The following is a 15,845-nucleotide window of genomic DNA, read 5'->3' as shown; positions in this document are numbered from 1 at the left end:
TACGAGCAGATAAAGCTAGAGTAGATCAAGCATAGGCTTGAGGCTTGAGGCTTGAAGTAGCTCGATAATGCGAATGAAATCAGTCGTGATGGCTAATCCTGATATCATAAAAAACCCGCTAGCTCCTTTTGAAATGAAGGAGCTAGCGGGTTTTGTTTATTTCGGTATCGTTGACGATTAGTTGTAACGTTTCAGAATTGTAGAGCGGTTGCTGCTATCGTACACGAAGCCGTAAATCTTTTTGCCCATATTGCTATAGGCAGCGTCGATATCGGCAGCGATACTGCTCATCAGGCTGGTGCCTTGATTGTCAGTCAGCAGATTCCAATCGCTTTTGTTCGCATACACACGGAATACGATTTCTTCATCGTTATCGTTGGAGAGCTCGATGCTCAGCTTGATATTACGATACGTACCGTAGTCGTTGTTCAGGTTTTTCTGTACAGTCGTCAGATCGACATTAGAGCCGATTACGACGCTGTTGTTGTTATTTACGGTAAAGCTCATCAGCTTGGTAGAGTTTTTGTTGTATACTGTACCGCTGATTGTAGCATTTTTGAAGGTTGTATTGTCATGAATATCATCTACGATATTTTGCAGCAATGTTCTACGGCTGCTGCTGGATGTATCATTCCATGAAGTTTCGTTAACACGAATCGATACTTTAACCGCAGACTGTGTGCCTGTCAGCTCAATGCTCGCACCTGTGCTTCTGTAATCGCCATAGCTGTTGTTCAGTGCAGTTTGCAGCTTAGTCATCGCACTGCTCACGCTACCAGAGGAGCTAGAGTTGTCAGCAAGTTGATTTTTCAGACTTGTGATTTGCGAGTTCAGATCATTAACCTGTGCTTGCAGCTGAGAAATGGTAGTGTCTTTACCTGTACTCTGCGAAGTTGCATTGGTCAGCTGTAATTGTAGACTTTGAATTTGTGCATTCAGAGCGTCTACAGTGGATTGTGGAACCTGAGTTTGCGTATCGGTGATCGATACCGCTTTGTCCGTGTTGTTCCATGTTACTTTTTTACCAACTGCATCACCCAGCACGCGGAGTGGTACATACGTGGTGCCATTAATCATAAATGGTTCCTGTGCTGCGTCTACAGCAACAGCCTGGTTGTTGTACATCACTTTAATATTAGCATATACCGCTTTGAGCTGTTTGGTAGCATCGGAAGCGTATGTACTATTAGCAAAAATCGTTCCAGATACGGCCAGAGCGGACACGGCAGCGATGATCATCGGTTTTTTGTTTAGTTTCATGTTCGTTCATCGGACTCCTTCATAATAAATTTGGATAGGGCAAACCTCGTCTGATTATCCTATGTAATTAGACGCGTTACGCGTGCAAATAGTTTCGCACAAATTTCCCAGAGGTACCAATTGTATAATAATGAGGACCTAATTGGACCCAGAGACTTGATTCTAACATAAAATACAATCGTAATAAAATCAGCTTTGTAACTGGATTGTTATCACTTTGCTGAAAAATCGCGATCTGATCAAGTTCTGATCGCATTCTAACAAATATTTGCGAACGATCATTTCATTCGAGTTAACTTCCAGATCATTAATCACGAAAATACGAGAACGAATTGGGTGGTATGAAAATAGACGCAAGACGATAGAAGTAAGCTAGTGGTTTGCTTACCGGGATCAGGGTAGTATAAAATAAGCGTTATGATGTATCACGAACAAAATTCGTCTTGAAAAAGGGGTTTTGATATTGAACACTACAGGATTTGAACACGGCGAAATTCATGGAATCCGCGTGCATGTTATGCCAACAACGCGGTTTAAAACCTTTGCAATCTCCCTTTATCTCGGAGTACCACTGGCAGAGGATACGGTAACACCAACAGCGCTGATCCCTTTTATTTTACGAAGAGGGAATGAAACGTATCCGGAGACTACACAGTTCCGTGAAGCGTTAGAGGATATGTATGGAGCAGGCTTCGGTCTGGATGTATACAAAAAAGGCGATTACCAGCTCGTGCAGCTACGTATGGATACGATCAATGATGCCTTCGTAAGCAGCAATGAGCCGCTATTGTCACGTAGTCTTGGTTTTCTCGGTGAAACGTTAACTCGCCCAGCACTTGAAGAGGGAGCATTCCGTCAAAAGTATGTGCAGGCAGAACGTGAAAATGTACGTAAGCGTCTTGAATCGATCATCGATGATAAAATCCGCTATGCAGCCGAGCGCTGTATTCAGGAAATGTGCAAGGACGAGCCCTATCGTCTGAGTCCACTCGGTCGTCTGGATGCATTGGATGATCTGGAGCGCGGTGGATTGTATGAATGGTATCGCCAGTGGCTGTCCACCTGTAGCTTTGACCTGTATGTCGTTGGAGATACGACACTGGATGATGTGCTTGGACTGGTAGAGCGTCATTTCCATCTGGAGCGTGGCGATGCACTAACGTATACCCCAGCAGCAGCGAAGCCAGCCAGTGCTGAAGTGCGCCAGGTAGTTGAACGTATGGAAGTTAGTCAGGGCAAGCTGAATATGGGTCTGCGTAACCCGATTATGTATGGGGATGATCGTTATGCAGCTGCGCTGGTCGCTAATGGTGTGCTGGGTGGTTTCCCACATTCCAAGCTATTTATGAATGTGCGTGAAAAGGAAAGTCTGGCGTATTATGTGGGCTCGCGCTTTGATCCGTATAAAGGTATCACGACCATTCAGTCTGGAATCGAGCTGCAAAATTTCCAAAAAGCGCTTGATATTATTCGCGAGCAGCTCGCGCTGCTGCAAGCTGGTGAGATTAGCGAAAGCGAGATCGCACAGACGAAGGCACTGCTACGCAATGATTTACTAGAATCGCGTGACTCAGCCTATCAGATGATTGGCTATGATTTTAATGGCAGATTCGCTGGTAAGGAACGTTCAATTGATGAATTGCTGGAGCAGGTAGAGGCTGTAACAGCAGAGGAGATTCAGGCGGCAGCTCAGCTGCTAGAACTGGATACGATCTATTTCCTGACAGGCGAAAAGGAGGCGTAATTGATGGAAAGTATACACTATGAACGTCTACAAGAGACGCTGTATCATGAGAAGCTAGACAACGGACTGGAAGTGTATGTACTGCCGAAGGAAGGCTTTCAAAAGACATATGCGATCTTTGCGACACGGTATGGCTCAGTCGATAACCATTTTCAGGTAGAGGGTGGCGAGGAGATTCAGGTTCCTGATGGTATCGCCCACTTTCTTGAGCATAAAATGTTTGAAGAACCCGATGGTGTAGATGTATTTTCCAAATTCTCCGCTAAAGGCGCATCTGCTAATGCATTTACAAGCTTTGAGCAGACCGTCTATCTGTTCTCAGCAACCGAGCAGATTAAGGACAATCTGGACACGCTGCTGAACTATGTACAAAATCCATATTTCACAGAGGAAAATGTGGAAAAGGAAAAGGGAATCATTGGTCAGGAAATTCAGATGTACAGTGATAATCCCGATTGGCGCGTGTATTATGGCTTGATCGAGGCGATGTATCAGAAGCATCCGGTGCGAATCGATATTGCAGGTACAATCGAATCGATCAGTGCGATTACAAAGGACACATTGTATACGTGCTATAACACCTTTTATCATCCGTCCAATATGATGGTATTCGTTGTGGGCGGTGTGGATGCCGCTGAGGTGATTGAGCAGGTACGCCGTAACCAGGATGCCAAAGGTATTGCTCCGCAGGGACGAATTGATCGTTATTTTGAAAAGGAGCCTGTTGCTGTAGGCGAACCGTGGCATGAAGTGAAGCTGCCAGTATCCCAACCGAAATTCCTGATGGGCTTTAAGGAAAAAGAAGTGGGTCTGGATGGCGAAGCATTGCAGCGTCACACACTGACGACGAAGCTGATGCTTGATCTGCTGCTCGGTAATAGTACGGCATTATATCAAAAGCTGTACGATGAGGATCTGATTTCGGATGATTTTGGCTACGATTATTCGGCAACGCCGCACTATGCATATTCGATGATTGGCGGCGATACGAAAGATCCTGAGCTACTCGTTAAGCGTCTGAAAGAAGAGATCGGTGCGATCGTGGAAAAGGGCTTCACACAGGAGGCATTTGATCGTGCGGTAGGGAAGCGTATCGGTAGTTATCTTCGCTCTCTGAATTCGCCTGAGAGCATTGCTCATGAATTTATGCGTTATCGCTTCAAAAATAGTGATTTCTTCGCTGTTCTGGGCATGTATGAAGCACTGACCCTTGATGACGTCAATCGCTATTTACGAGCACATATCGACTGGGAGCAGCTGGCTGTATCAGTCGTTGTTAGTCCATGAGTGGCATAAGCTCGAACGGTAGCAGCAAGCCATTTGCAGAGATGAATGTGCTTGTTACTGGTGCCAGCCGCGGAATTGGTGCTGCGATTGCGAAACGATTCGCGATGGCAGGTATGAATGTGATTATCCATTATCGCAACTCGCACGAGCAGGCAAATGAAGTTGCTCGTACCTGTCTGGATTATGGCGTGCGGGTGCTCACCGTAGCTGTGGATCTACGCGAAGTGGAAGAAATTCGGCGTATGCAGACCAAGCTGGAGCAGCATGGGATGGAGCCTGATATACTGGTCAATAATGCGGGGTTGTCTCATTACGGGATGCTGGCTGATCTTAGCGAAGCAGAGTTTGACGATATTATTGCGGCGAATCTGAAGGCGGTTTTCTTTTGTAGTCAGACCTTTATGCCTTATATGATCCGGCAACAGTATGGACGAATCATTAATGTATCGAGCATATGGGGGATGACAGGTGCTTCGTGTGAAGTATTGTATTCTGCCAGTAAAGGCGGCGTCAATGCATTCACCAAGGCACTTGCCAAAGAGCTTGCTCCTTCCGGGGTGACGGTTAACGCCGTTGCACCTGGTGCAGTACGCACCGATATGCTGGCGCATTTGCACGATGATGAGCTTCGTATGCTGGAGGATGATATCCCGGCTGGTCGTATGGCTGAACCGGATGAGATCGCATCGATGGTTTACTTTCTCTCCTTACCCGAGTCGGGATATATGACCGGACAGGTGGTTAGCCCCAATGGAGGTTGGTTAACTTAGCGTAAAGGCTTCAATCGATCGTAAGCGCAAGTTATAATTATTGGCATAAAAGGATAGAAGCTTCGATGCGATCTGCACATTGAAGCTTCTATTCATTGTTAGCTACATTGTCATTTGCTTACTAATTTTGCCGATAATCATTATCGCTATGAAAAGGTATGAAAAAGTTGTTTCCTTTCGCTTCTTGCCTTTCTATTTCATTTTATATATCATTAACATGTTAAGGACTTGAAGCTAAAAGTAGGCTGTAGTCATCCCGATGATCAGCTTCTTTTTATTATATGCTGCTGTGAAGCGGCAAGCCGAAGATAGGCCTTTGCCAACAATATGGATACAGATGCCCGTGCGGATAGTTCCGCGCTCAGACGGGAGGAAAGGTTCGAGGTGAACGTGGAAGCAAAACAGATGAACACAGAAGCAAAGCAATGGTACTTGGAGTACAGGATACATAAGAATCGTCCTGGCTTGCTTGGAGATGTCGCATCGCTGCTTGGTATGCTGAATGTTAACATCCGTACAATTAACGGGGTAGAAGGTAAAACACGCGGAATGCTGCTGGAAACAGATGATGATGAGAAAATCATTCTGCTTGGTGATATGCTCGCCAAAGTAACCAACATTACCATTACGGCGCTGCGTCAGCCAAAGCTGGTTGATATTCTGGCAGTACGACACGGACGCTACATTGAACGCGATTCCGACGATAAAAAGACATTTCGTTTTACACGCGATGAACTCGGTCTGCTGGTCGACTTTCTCGGTGAAGTGTTCAAGCGTGATGGCAATCAGATTATCGGACTTCGGGGTATGCCGCGAGTAGGTAAAACGGAATCGATCATTGCAGGTAGTGTATGTGCGATGAAGCGCTGGACCTTTGTATCGTCTACTTTGCTGCGTCAAACGGTACGCAGTCAATTGTCGGAGGAGGAAATGAGTCCCGGCAATGTGTTCATTATCGATGGGATTGTGAGTACAATCCGTTCAAATGAACGCCATTATCAGCTACTGCAAGATATTATGCAAATGCCGAGCACCAAGGTCATTGAGCATCCGGATATTTTTGTCCGTGAGTCGGATTATGATTACAGTGATTTTGACATTATTATCGAATTGCGTAATAATCCGGATGAAGAGATCGTCTATGATAAGTTCACCGAAACGTATACCGATGATATTTAATCGCTCACTTCAAATATGACTTTATGCCATAAAACAATCTAATCAGGAGGTAATCGTATGTCAGATCTGGGTCGCCAATTAAGGGACGCCCGCCTTGCACGAGGCTTATCGCTCGATGACGTGCAGGAAATGACCAAAATACGCAAGCGCTACTTGGAGGCCATCGAAGCGGGTGATTTCAAAGTGCTTCCCGGAAGTTTTTATGTTCGGGCTTTTATCAAAACCTATGCAGAGGCAGTCGGAATTAGTCCGGATGAGCTGCTACAGGAGCATCAGGACGTCGTACCTGAGCCGGAAACAGCGGAGCCAGTGATGGAGCCAGTCGTTCAACCGCGCCGTGCGGCACGACGTAATGCTGCGGCTACAGGTCGTAGTGGCAAGCTGCTATCTACGGTCTTGATGTGGACATTCCCTATTCTTATTATTGTGTTGGTGTGGGTATTTGTGATCCGTCAGAATTCTGCACCGCAGATTGCGGAAAACAAGCCAACCGAGCAACAGCAGCAAGGGAATACAGGTGGTACAACTAATCCACCAGCAAACACCAATACAACACCTGAATCCTCAGGTGGCGGTACTAACGCTCAGCCAAATGGTGGTGGAACACAGCCAAACAGCGAATCTACTGAAGGTACTACAGATGGCGAAGCAACAGGCACACCTGAGGGTACAACAGAAGGAACAACAGACGGTGGTACACCAACAGATGCTTCCAGCACACCGGTTGTAAGCGAGTCTGGCAAACAAGGACGTAATACAATCTTTGACGTGAACTACACCGGCTCTGATACTGTAAAAGTGAACATCGCAGCGACTGGCCAAAGCTGGCTGGAAGTGTACAAATCTTCGGATTCCAGCGGTGAGCGTCTGTTCTTTAACAACACAGAGAGCGGTCAAAGTCTGTCGTATGATCTGACCGATTCCGGATTGTACATCAAATCGGGCAACTCTCGTGCAACGAATATCACGATCAACGGTCAGCCGATTTCAGATGGTAAAGCAACCTCCCGCATCGTACTGAAGCTGGTGAAGGAAGCGCCGTCTACGGACACAGCGACTGGAACTGATACAACGACTGACGGTACAACAACGGATAGTGCTTCGGGTTCGACTAATACAGATTCCGAATCGACTTCTAGCGGTAACTGACAAGACCAATAAAGGACATCCCTTGGCTCTGCTTCAGGGCAGACGAGGATGTCCTTTTGCAAGTTCAGACAGTTGCGGCTATTCTCGCATCAACGCGATGCAAAGGGAACTAGAAGTGTATCCCTTATTTTAGAATAGCTATGCGTTAGACTTGTTCTGTAAGATAACCTATAATTTGACTAAAGGGGGCAATTTCTGTGGCATCTGAAAGTTCTTTTGATATTGTATCCAAAATGGACATGCAGGAAATGACGAACGCAATTAACCAAACGGAAAAGGAAATCGTAAGCCGTTTTGACTTTAAAGGTAGCAAAAGCTCGCTCACACTGGATAAAGAAACACTGGTTGTGATTTCCGATGATGAATACAAGCTGAATGCCTTGATCGATATTTTGCAAACGAAAATGGTCAAACGTGGCTTGCCGATCAAAAATATTGAATACGGCAGCATCGAATCCGCTTCACTTGGAACCGTTCGCCAGCGCTTGAAGCTCAAGCAGGGCATCGACCAGGATAATGCGAAAAAGATTAACGTTCTTATTCGTGACTCCAAGCTCAAGGTGAAAAGCCAGATTCAGGGCGATCAGATTCGCGTAACGGGCAAAAGCCGTGACGATCTGCAAGCAATTATCCAATTGCTTCGTAAAGCAGACCTGACGGTTGATTTGCAATTTACAAACATGAAATAATAGTTGCATGTAACTGCTTGGTTACAGGGCTGATGGAGGCTGCAAGTTGATGTTGAGAAACAAAATGGGATCGGAAGCAGTTACATATCAGCAGCTGCATCATATTGCTGCAATCAGCATAGGAGGTGCCCTGTGAATCTGCCCAATCAAATTACACTTGCTCGGATTGCGCTTGTGCCGGTCATGATGCTGTTCCTACTGGTTAACTTTTCATTTGGTGAACGTATACTGCACATTGGTAGTACATTTGCAGTCAATGTGAATGATGTGATCGCTGCGGTGATTTTCATCATCGCAGCCGCTACGGATGGTATTGATGGACATATTGCACGCTCGCGTAATCTGGTCACGAATCTCGGTAAACTGCTGGATCCGCTCGCAGATAAGCTGCTCGTATCGGCAGCATTGATCTCGCTTGTATCGCTTGGTAAGTGTGCGGCATGGATGGCGATCATTATCATTTTCCGTGAGTTTGCGATTACGGGTTTGCGTCAGATTGCGCTGCTCGAAGGTGCGGTTGTCGCTGCCAGCAACTGGGGGAAGGCGAAGACGATTACACAGATTATCGCGATTGTATTGCTGATGATTAATAACTTCCCATTTGCACTCGTAGGCTTCCCGCTTGCTGAGATTGCCATCTGGGCAGCTACGATCATTACATTGTATTCCGGTGTAGATTATTTTGTGAAAAATAAACATCTGCTTCATCTATCCAATTCCTGAATAGAGCTTACCGTTTCACGTGCACGCACAGAGCGGTAAGATATAAGGGAGACTCAGGATAGACAGAGCATCGCTAAAGGCAATAGGGGTCTCTCTATTGCCTTTTTCTATGAGCAGGCGCATATTAAAATAGTTGGTTGTACACATAGCGAGGAGGAGAACGATTCATGAAAGCAGTAAAAGCAGAAATTATCGCAGTAGGCACCGAGCTGTTGCTCGGTCAGATTACGAATACGAATGCACGCTATCTGTCCCAGCAGTTATCCTATCTGGGCATTGATGTATACTATCAGACTGTGGTAGGGGATAACTTGAATCGTCTCAAGCAAGCGATTGAGCTTGCTTCTAGCCGGGCAGATGTAATTGTATTTTCCGGTGGCATCGGGCCAACCCAGGATGATCTGACCAAGGATGCACTTGGTGAGGTGCTGGGGCGCTCTCTGCACATTCATGCGGAATCGATGCAGACGGTAGAGAAGTTTTTCGAGGGTCGGGATAAACCGATGACAGAAAACAATCGTCGTCAGGCGATTATTTTGGAAAATAGCGATCCGCTTCGCAATGAAGTCGGCTTAGCCGTAGGTGTTGCGATCTCGCAAAATGAGAAGCACTATATCGTTCTGCCAGGCCCGCCAAAGGAATTGCAACCGATGTTCGAAAATCAAGCGATTCCGTGGTTGCTGGAGCATGTGCTGACAGATGAATACCCAATCTATTCTAAAATGCTCAAGTTCGCGGGTATTGGAGAATCCGCACTGGAGGATGCGCTGCTTGATCTGATCAGTGCGCAAACGGACCCTACGATCGCACCTTATGCGAAAGAAGGCGAGGTCACGATTCGCCTGACGACGAAAGCTCCCGATGAGAAGGAAGCGATGAGTAAGCTAAAAGCGATGGAAGCGCAAATTCGCGAGCGCCTGCCAGAATATATGTATGCAGATCGAGATATTACAATTGAAAATCAGATCATTCAGATGATGACAGGGATGAAGCTTACGCTAGCCGCAGCCGAAAGCTGCACAGGCGGACTGGTAATGCAAAATCTGACGACGATCCCAGGAAGCGCGCTTGTATTCATGGGTGGCGTTGTATCCTACTCCAACGAGATGAAGGAGCAGATTTTGAATGTTCCGCATGAGCTGCTGGAGGGAGAGAATGCACCGGGAGCTGTAAGTGAAGAGGTAGCAGAGGTGATGGCGGATCAAGCACGTCGTCTGCTGGATACAGATTTCGCGGTCTCAGTGACCGGTGTGGCAGGTCCAGGCTCATCTGAACGTAAGCCTGTCGGTCTTGTCTATATCGCGATCGCTGAACGTGATCGCAAAACTGAAGTCTTCCAGCTTAACCTGAAAGGCAATCGTGAAGCGATTCGGATTCGTTCTGCAAAAAGCTTGATGTATCGTCTGTGGTTGCGCCTCAAGCAGCGCGAGAATGAGCAGCTTGCAGAGCAATCCTGATCATATAGCTATGGTATAAATCATAAATGCTTAACGCTAAACGATCATCTATCGATTCACAGGAGTAAGCACAAATAACGAATATAATGGTACAAGCTTGTGCTCTTATTCCACTTCATTAATTACCTGTTACAGGCATTATAGATAGCATATCAGACTGTATATTTATTGTGCTTGCAGAGCACAAAACCGTGTGCTATGATCATTTCAGACGGAAGAACCGCAGCAATCGTATTGCTGCGGTTTTTTGTTTCATGGGCGCCCAAAATTGTATGATGATCGATGAAATAGACTATCGTTTTTGTATAGCCAAGCAGCTATTTTATCTATCAAGTAGCTTTAAATTAGGTTAAAAATGTATCCGTTCTTAAATTACCATTATTTGTAATCTATAAGTGACAAAGCGGTAAAAAGACGAATATATGTTCGAAAAAAGCTTGGCAAAGAGCGAACAATAAGGTATAATTAACTTATAAACATTGAGAAGGATGTGAGCTGATTGTCAGATCGTCGTGCTGCGCTGGATATGGCGCTTCGTCAAATAGAGAAACAATTCGGTAAGGGTTCCGTTATGAAACTTGGTGAATCCACGCATATGCAAGTAGAAGTTGTACCAAGCGGTTCTATCGCATTGGATATCGCTCTGGGAACAGGCGGTATGCCAAGAGGTCGTATCGTTGAAATATATGGCCCTGAATCTTCAGGTAAAACGACAGTAGCTCTGCACGCGATTGCAGAGGTTCAAAAAGCGGGCGGACAAGCAGCATTTATCGATGCTGAACACGCATTGGACCCTCAATATGCGAAAAACCTGGGTGTTAACATCGATGAGCTGCTGTTGTCCCAACCGGACACAGGTGAGCAAGGTCTGGAAATCGCTGAAGCACTCGTACGTAGTGGTGCGGTTGATATCATCGTTATCGACTCCGTAGCAGCACTCGTGCCAAAAGCGGAAATCGAAGGCGAGATGGGTGACTCTCACGTAGGTCTGCAAGCACGTCTGATGTCTCAGGCGCTGCGTAAGCTTTCCGGTGCGATCAGCAAATCCAAAACAATCACAATCTTCATCAACCAGCTTCGTGAAAAAGTTGGCGTTATGTTCGGTAACCCTGAAACAACACCAGGTGGTCGTGCATTGAAGTTCTACTCGACTGTTCGTCTGGATGTTCGCCGTATTGAAGCTATCAAGAACGGTAACGATGTGGTTGGTAACCGTACACGTGTTAAAGTTGTTAAAAACAAAGTTGCCCCTCCATTTAGACAAGCAGAGATCGATATTATGTATGGTGAAGGTATCTCCAAAGAGGGTAGCTTGATCGATATCGGTACTGAAAAAGATATTATCAATAAGAGCGGTGCTTGGTACTCCTATGAAGGTGAACGTATGGGTCAAGGTCGTGAAAATGCGAAGCAATATCTGAAAGAAAATCCTCAGGTTGCGCTTGTTATTGAAAACAAAATTCGTGAGCTGAGCAATCTGACTACGCTTGTTGAAGCTCCGAGTGATGCACAAAAACGTGAAGAAGAGATCGAAGAGCAAGAACTGTTCTCCGAAGCAACAGAGTAATTTCAGGTTTGGTCCCATATGCCCGGGGCTGCAAACTTTATAAGCATTCCTTCGTCGGTTTGTGCCAGCATTCCGTCGAAGCAAGCGCCTGTAACGTGTCTCACGTACAGGCGCTTTTTGCACATATCGGCAGAGGATAAGGAATTCGTGTTAGAGTGATAACCTGGTAATAAATCAAAAATCAAGCTGATTAACGATAGCAGCTCTGCATCATACGATAATCCAATGGCAGAGTGGAAGGGACAAAAGCATGAACAATAGATACAGCTGGGGTCGCAAGCAGAAGAAACGCGAAGCATCGAATACAACGAATGAACCAAATGAATCGAATGAGAACAATGAATATAGTACAACATCAAAGGAACAACAATGGGAGCAGGAAGAGGAGCTAGAGGATCGTGCTGATCCACTCCAGGATTTTCCTGAGCATGAGGAATTGGAAATTACAGGCGTGGAGCAGGCAAGGTGGCCACGACTTCATTATAAATTATTTTTTGGCGAGCTAAAGCTAGTCGTACATGAAGATGTTATGATCAAGTATCGGATGCTCAAAGGGTACAGCTTTACTAAGGATGCCTTACGCGATATTATGGCTGCCAATAAGCTTCAGGCTGCCTATGCTTCGTCGATCAATTATTTGAGCTATCGTTCACGTACGCGTACAGAGGTAGCTCGAAAGCTAAAAGAAAAAGGCCACGACGAACATGTTATTGAGACGACTCTGGAACGATTGGAGCAGGAGAAGCTGATCGATGACCATCTGTTCGCAGAGCAGTGGGCTAGACAGCGCGTTCGTACCCAGAAGAAGGGGAAAGTATGGATTCGTCAGGAACTGCGTCAAAAAGGCGTACAGCCTGCTCATATTGAGCAGGCATTAGGAGAGATTGACGAAGATGAAGAACTGGTCAGTGCAACCATGCTTGCTCGTAAAAAGTGGAATAGCACATCCGGTGAATGGCTGGATAAAAAGCGGAAGACGATGGCGTACCTGATGCGTCGTGGGTATTCCTCTGATCTTGTGCGCCGTGCACTGGCTGCAATGGAGGAGCAGGATCAAATGGAAGAGGAAAACGATTAGATATAATAATACGGAACTATGGATCTAGGAGTGCAATAATTAATCCCATTTAAATGATCAACCTTCAGCGAATCATCGAAGCTTTATACGATACGCTTTGTTTATAAATTCAATTACAACACAACAATAACGAAATTCCGTACTCAGCCATTTTCCTAGAAGTGTGGCTGAGTATCTCTACGTAAACAACAGGAAATGCCAATTGCTTGACAATGTCTTTTGGCAAATAATAAAATGGATGTGTACAGTTTGTCATTTTTACGTCATTTTTTGCTTATTGACCTCAAATGTTGTGGTTATGACGGGCTGTTACAATTGTGCTTGAACTTTGAAAATGTTTAAGCCCCTTGAACGGGGAATTAGCACATGTACCCGCATGAGCGATGAAACGGAATTTAAAGGGACGAAGCATTACATTACCATCAACATGGTAGTTCCCAAGGAATACCTTGGAGGAATCAGCGAGGAGGTGAACAGAATGGGTTATCTCTGGATCATAATTCTCGTTGTTGCCGCATTATTCTTTGGGTTCGTGATCGGATATTTTATTCGCAAATCTCTTGCAGAAGCTAAAATTTCCAGTGCTGAAACGGCTGCCGCTCAGATCGTAGAAAATGCGAAAAAGGAAGCAGAAGCACTGAAAAAAGAAACAGTTCTGGAAGCAAAAGACGAAATCCACAAATTCAGAGCTGAAGCTGAAAAAGACATTCGTGAGCGTCGGAATGAAAACCAACGGCTGGAAAGACGATTGTTGCAAAAGGAAGAGTCGCTGGATAAAAAGCTGGAATCACTGGAACGCAAAGAAGAACAAGTGGTTAACAAAGAGAAACGTATCGAAGAGACACAGCAACAGATCGAGCAGCTATATCAAACTCAGGTATCCGAGTTGGAACGAATCTCCAATCTGACGATGGAAGATGCACGCAGCATCATCCTGAGCAATGTAGAGCAAGAAGTGCGTCATGAGACTGCACAGATGATTAAAGACATTGAGCAACAGGCGAAAAACGAAGCGGACAAGCGCTCCCGTGAGATCATTACACTCGCTATTCAGCGTTGTGCAGCTGACCACGTGGCAGAGACTACCGTTTCTGTTGTCACCTTGCCTAATGAAGAAATGAAAGGCCGTATTATTGGCCGCGAAGGACGTAACATCCGCGCACTGGAAACATTGACTGGTATTGATCTGATTATCGATGATACACCGGAAGCGGTTATTCTGTCTGGATTTGATCCGATTCGTCGTGAAATCGCCCGTACTGCACTGGAAAAATTGGTGGCTGACGGACGTATTCACCCGGCACGAATCGAGGAAATGGTCGATAAATCTCGCCGCGAGGTGGACGAGCGTATCCGTGAATACGGTGAGCAGTCTACATTCGAGGTTGGGGTACACGGACTGCATCCAGATTTGATCAAAATTCTCGGACGACTCAAGTTCCGTACGAGCTATGGTCAGAACGTACTCAAGCACTCGATGGAGGTTGCTTACCTTACCGGCCTGATGGCTGCGGAGCTTGGTCAGGATGTTACACTGGCGAAGCGTGCAGGTTTGCTTCATGATATCGGTAAAGCGCTTGACCACGAAGTGGAAGGCTCCCACGTGGAGATCGGCGTAGAGCTGGCGAAGAAATACAAGGAGCATCCAGTTGTAATCAACAGTATTGCTTCTCACCACGGTGATACCGAAGCAACGTCGATTATCGCCATGCTCGTTGGCGCAGCAGATGCATTGTCTGCCGCACGACCTGGCGCACGTCGCGAAACGCTGGAAACGTATATCCGTCGTTTGGAAAAGCTCGAAGAAATCTCGGAATCGTTCGATGGAGTCGAAAAATCGTATGCGATTCAAGCCGGACGCGAAATTCGCGTTATGGTACAACCGGATAAGATTGACGACGCAGAGAGCTTCCGACTCGCTCGAGACATTACCAAAACGATTGAAAATGAACTGGATTATCCAGGACATATCAAAGTCACCGTTATCCGTGAAACACGAGCGGTTGATTACGCAAAATAAAGATCATGCGAAAAGTGACCTGGACACGGGTCACTTTTTGTATTACTGGACGGAGGAGAATATCATTAAAGTTATTTTTATTGGAGATATTGTAGGTAGTACAGGACGGAAAGCGATTAAGTCAAGCCTTCCTCGGTTAAAATCAAAGTATAACCCGGACATGATTATCGCGAATGCCGAGAATTCCGCCTCCGGGCGCGGTGTTACACGCAAAATCGCTAACGAGTTATTTGAACAGGGCGTGCATGGGATTACGATGGGTAATCATACATGGGATAATCGCGAAATTTTCGAGTTTATCGATGATGAAGCGCGCATGGTTCGTCCGGCGAATTTTCCACCGGATACACCAGGACGTGGCTACACTATCATCAAGAACGGCGGCAAACAGCTTGCCATTATCAATTTGCAGGGACGTACCTTCCTGCCGGCAATCGATTGCCCCTTCCGCAAAGTGGATGAAATTCTGGACGAGCTCAAGGGTAAAACCAATGCGATTCTAGTTGATTTTCATGCGGAGGCAACGTCTGAAAAGATTGCTATGGGCTGGCATCTGGAGGGACGTGCATCGATGGTCGTTGGTACACATACGCATGTGCAAAGTAACGATGATACCATCCTGCCAGGTGGTACCGCGTATCAGACCGATGTGGGTATGGTTGGCTCGTATGAGGGTGTGCTGGGCATGCAGCGCGATGCGGTGCTGTATAAGTTCCAGACACAGCTTCCTGCACGTTTTCAAGTATGTGAAGGCAAATGGCATTTCCATGCTGTCTATGTCGATATTGATGATGTGACCGGTAGAGCGAAAAAAATCGAAAAGATCCGCATGTATGAAGACGAGTGGCATATGGATTAAGCGGCAATCCAAGCGAAAGCAAACTTTTGCTTATCGACTTGCTATATTATCATTTTGATGGTG

At 46.0% G+C, this 15,845-nt stretch carries 13 protein-coding genes; 12 read left to right on the top strand and 1 reads right to left on the bottom strand.

Annotated elements, in window-relative coordinates:
• Positions 1-177: 177 nt before the first annotated feature.
• Positions 178-1,260 carry a stalk domain-containing protein gene (locus SK066_RS14270; RefSeq protein ID WP_320542009.1) on the bottom strand — a complete coding sequence of 361 codons (1,083 nt, stop codon included), beginning with the start codon at positions 1,258-1,260 and terminating at the stop codon, positions 178-180.
• A 463-nt stretch (positions 1,261-1,723) separates the two neighbouring features.
• Here SK066_RS14270 and yfmF point away from each other — a divergent pair, with 463 nt between their 5' ends.
• The 12 genes from yfmF (at position 1,724) to SK066_RS14210 (ending at position 15,782) form a co-directional block, all read left to right on the top strand.
• Complete coding sequence (gene yfmF / locus SK066_RS14265) at positions 1,724-3,004, top strand: EF-P 5-aminopentanol modification-associated protein YfmF (protein ID WP_320542008.1); 1,281 nt, start codon at positions 1,724-1,726, stop codon at positions 3,002-3,004.
• A gap of 3 nt (positions 3,005-3,007) precedes the next feature.
• Positions 3,008-4,291, top strand: a complete 1,284-nt coding sequence (yfmH, locus tag SK066_RS14260) for an EF-P 5-aminopentanol modification-associated protein YfmH (RefSeq protein ID WP_320542007.1) — start codon at positions 3,008-3,010, stop codon at positions 4,289-4,291.
• A complete protein-coding gene (gene ymfI / locus SK066_RS14255; RefSeq protein WP_320542006.1) occupies positions 4,288-5,061 on the top strand; it encodes an elongation factor P 5-aminopentanone reductase in 774 nt (257 codons plus the stop codon). The genes yfmH and ymfI overlap by 4 nt, the downstream gene beginning before the upstream one ends.
• Positions 5,062-5,466: 405 nt before the next feature.
• Positions 5,467-6,240: a DUF3388 domain-containing protein gene (locus SK066_RS14250; RefSeq protein ID WP_188776813.1), complete on the top strand. Its 774-nt coding sequence runs from the start codon at positions 5,467-5,469 to the stop codon at positions 6,238-6,240.
• Positions 6,241-6,297: 57 nt separating this feature from the next.
• On the top strand, positions 6,298-7,389 hold the full coding sequence (locus tag SK066_RS14245) for a helix-turn-helix domain-containing protein (protein WP_320542005.1): 1,092 nt from the start codon (positions 6,298-6,300) through the stop codon (positions 7,387-7,389).
• Between the two features lie 197 nt (positions 7,390-7,586).
• Complete coding sequence (locus SK066_RS14240; protein WP_320542004.1) at positions 7,587-8,078, top strand: YajQ family cyclic di-GMP-binding protein; 492 nt, start codon at positions 7,587-7,589, stop codon at positions 8,076-8,078.
• 132 nt (positions 8,079-8,210) lie between these two features.
• Positions 8,211-8,801 (top strand): CDP-diacylglycerol--glycerol-3-phosphate 3-phosphatidyltransferase, encoded by a 591-nt coding sequence (gene pgsA / locus SK066_RS14235; RefSeq protein WP_188776716.1) that lies wholly within the window; start codon positions 8,211-8,213, stop codon positions 8,799-8,801.
• 167 nt (positions 8,802-8,968) lie between these two features.
• On the top strand, positions 8,969-10,258 hold the full coding sequence (locus SK066_RS14230) for a competence/damage-inducible protein A (RefSeq protein ID WP_320542003.1): 1,290 nt from the start codon (positions 8,969-8,971) through the stop codon (positions 10,256-10,258).
• Positions 10,259-10,757: 499 nt separating this feature from the next.
• A complete protein-coding gene (gene recA, locus SK066_RS14225; protein ID WP_188776718.1) occupies positions 10,758-11,825 on the top strand; it encodes a recombinase RecA in 1,068 nt (355 codons plus the stop codon).
• Between the two features lie 250 nt (positions 11,826-12,075).
• Positions 12,076-12,903, top strand: a complete 828-nt coding sequence (locus SK066_RS14220; RefSeq protein ID WP_320542002.1) for a regulatory protein RecX — start codon at positions 12,076-12,078, stop codon at positions 12,901-12,903.
• 478 nt (positions 12,904-13,381) lie between these two features.
• Positions 13,382-14,923, top strand: coding sequence for a ribonuclease Y (gene rny / locus SK066_RS14215; RefSeq protein ID WP_250343371.1), 1,542 nt, complete (start codon positions 13,382-13,384; stop codon positions 14,921-14,923).
• A 64-nt stretch (positions 14,924-14,987) separates the two neighbouring features.
• Positions 14,988-15,782 (top strand): TIGR00282 family metallophosphoesterase, encoded by a 795-nt coding sequence (locus SK066_RS14210; protein WP_188776814.1) that lies wholly within the window; start codon positions 14,988-14,990, stop codon positions 15,780-15,782.
• The last annotated feature ends 63 nt before the right edge of the window (positions 15,783-15,845 follow it).

Source organism: Paenibacillus hunanensis (genome assembly GCF_034055775.1).
In the GTDB taxonomy this organism is placed as follows: Bacteria; Bacillota; Bacilli; order Paenibacillales; family Paenibacillaceae; genus Saccharibacillus; species Saccharibacillus hunanensis.
This window is presented reverse-complemented; position numbering and strand designations above follow the sequence as displayed.

Excerpts from the sequence above, each read along its gene's own strand:
- SK066_RS14270 (WP_320542009.1), bottom strand. The coding sequence starts at position 1,260 with ATGAAACTAAACAAAAAACCGATGATCATCGCTGCCGTGTCCGCTCTG.
- yfmH (WP_320542007.1), top strand. The coding sequence starts at position 3,008 with ATGGAAAGTATACACTATGAACGTCTACAAGAGACGCTGTATCATGAG.
- ymfI (WP_320542006.1), top strand. The coding sequence starts at position 4,288 with ATGAGTGGCATAAGCTCGAACGGTAGCAGCAAGCCATTTGCAGAGATG.
- SK066_RS14250 (WP_188776813.1), top strand. The coding sequence starts at position 5,467 with ATGAACACAGAAGCAAAGCAATGGTACTTGGAGTACAGGATACATAAG.
- SK066_RS14245 (WP_320542005.1), top strand. The coding sequence starts at position 6,298 with ATGTCAGATCTGGGTCGCCAATTAAGGGACGCCCGCCTTGCACGAGGC.
- SK066_RS14230 (WP_320542003.1), top strand. The coding sequence starts at position 8,969 with ATGAAAGCAGTAAAAGCAGAAATTATCGCAGTAGGCACCGAGCTGTTG.
- SK066_RS14220 (WP_320542002.1), top strand. The coding sequence starts at position 12,076 with ATGAACAATAGATACAGCTGGGGTCGCAAGCAGAAGAAACGCGAAGCA.
- rny (WP_250343371.1), top strand. The coding sequence starts at position 13,382 with ATGGGTTATCTCTGGATCATAATTCTCGTTGTTGCCGCATTATTCTTT.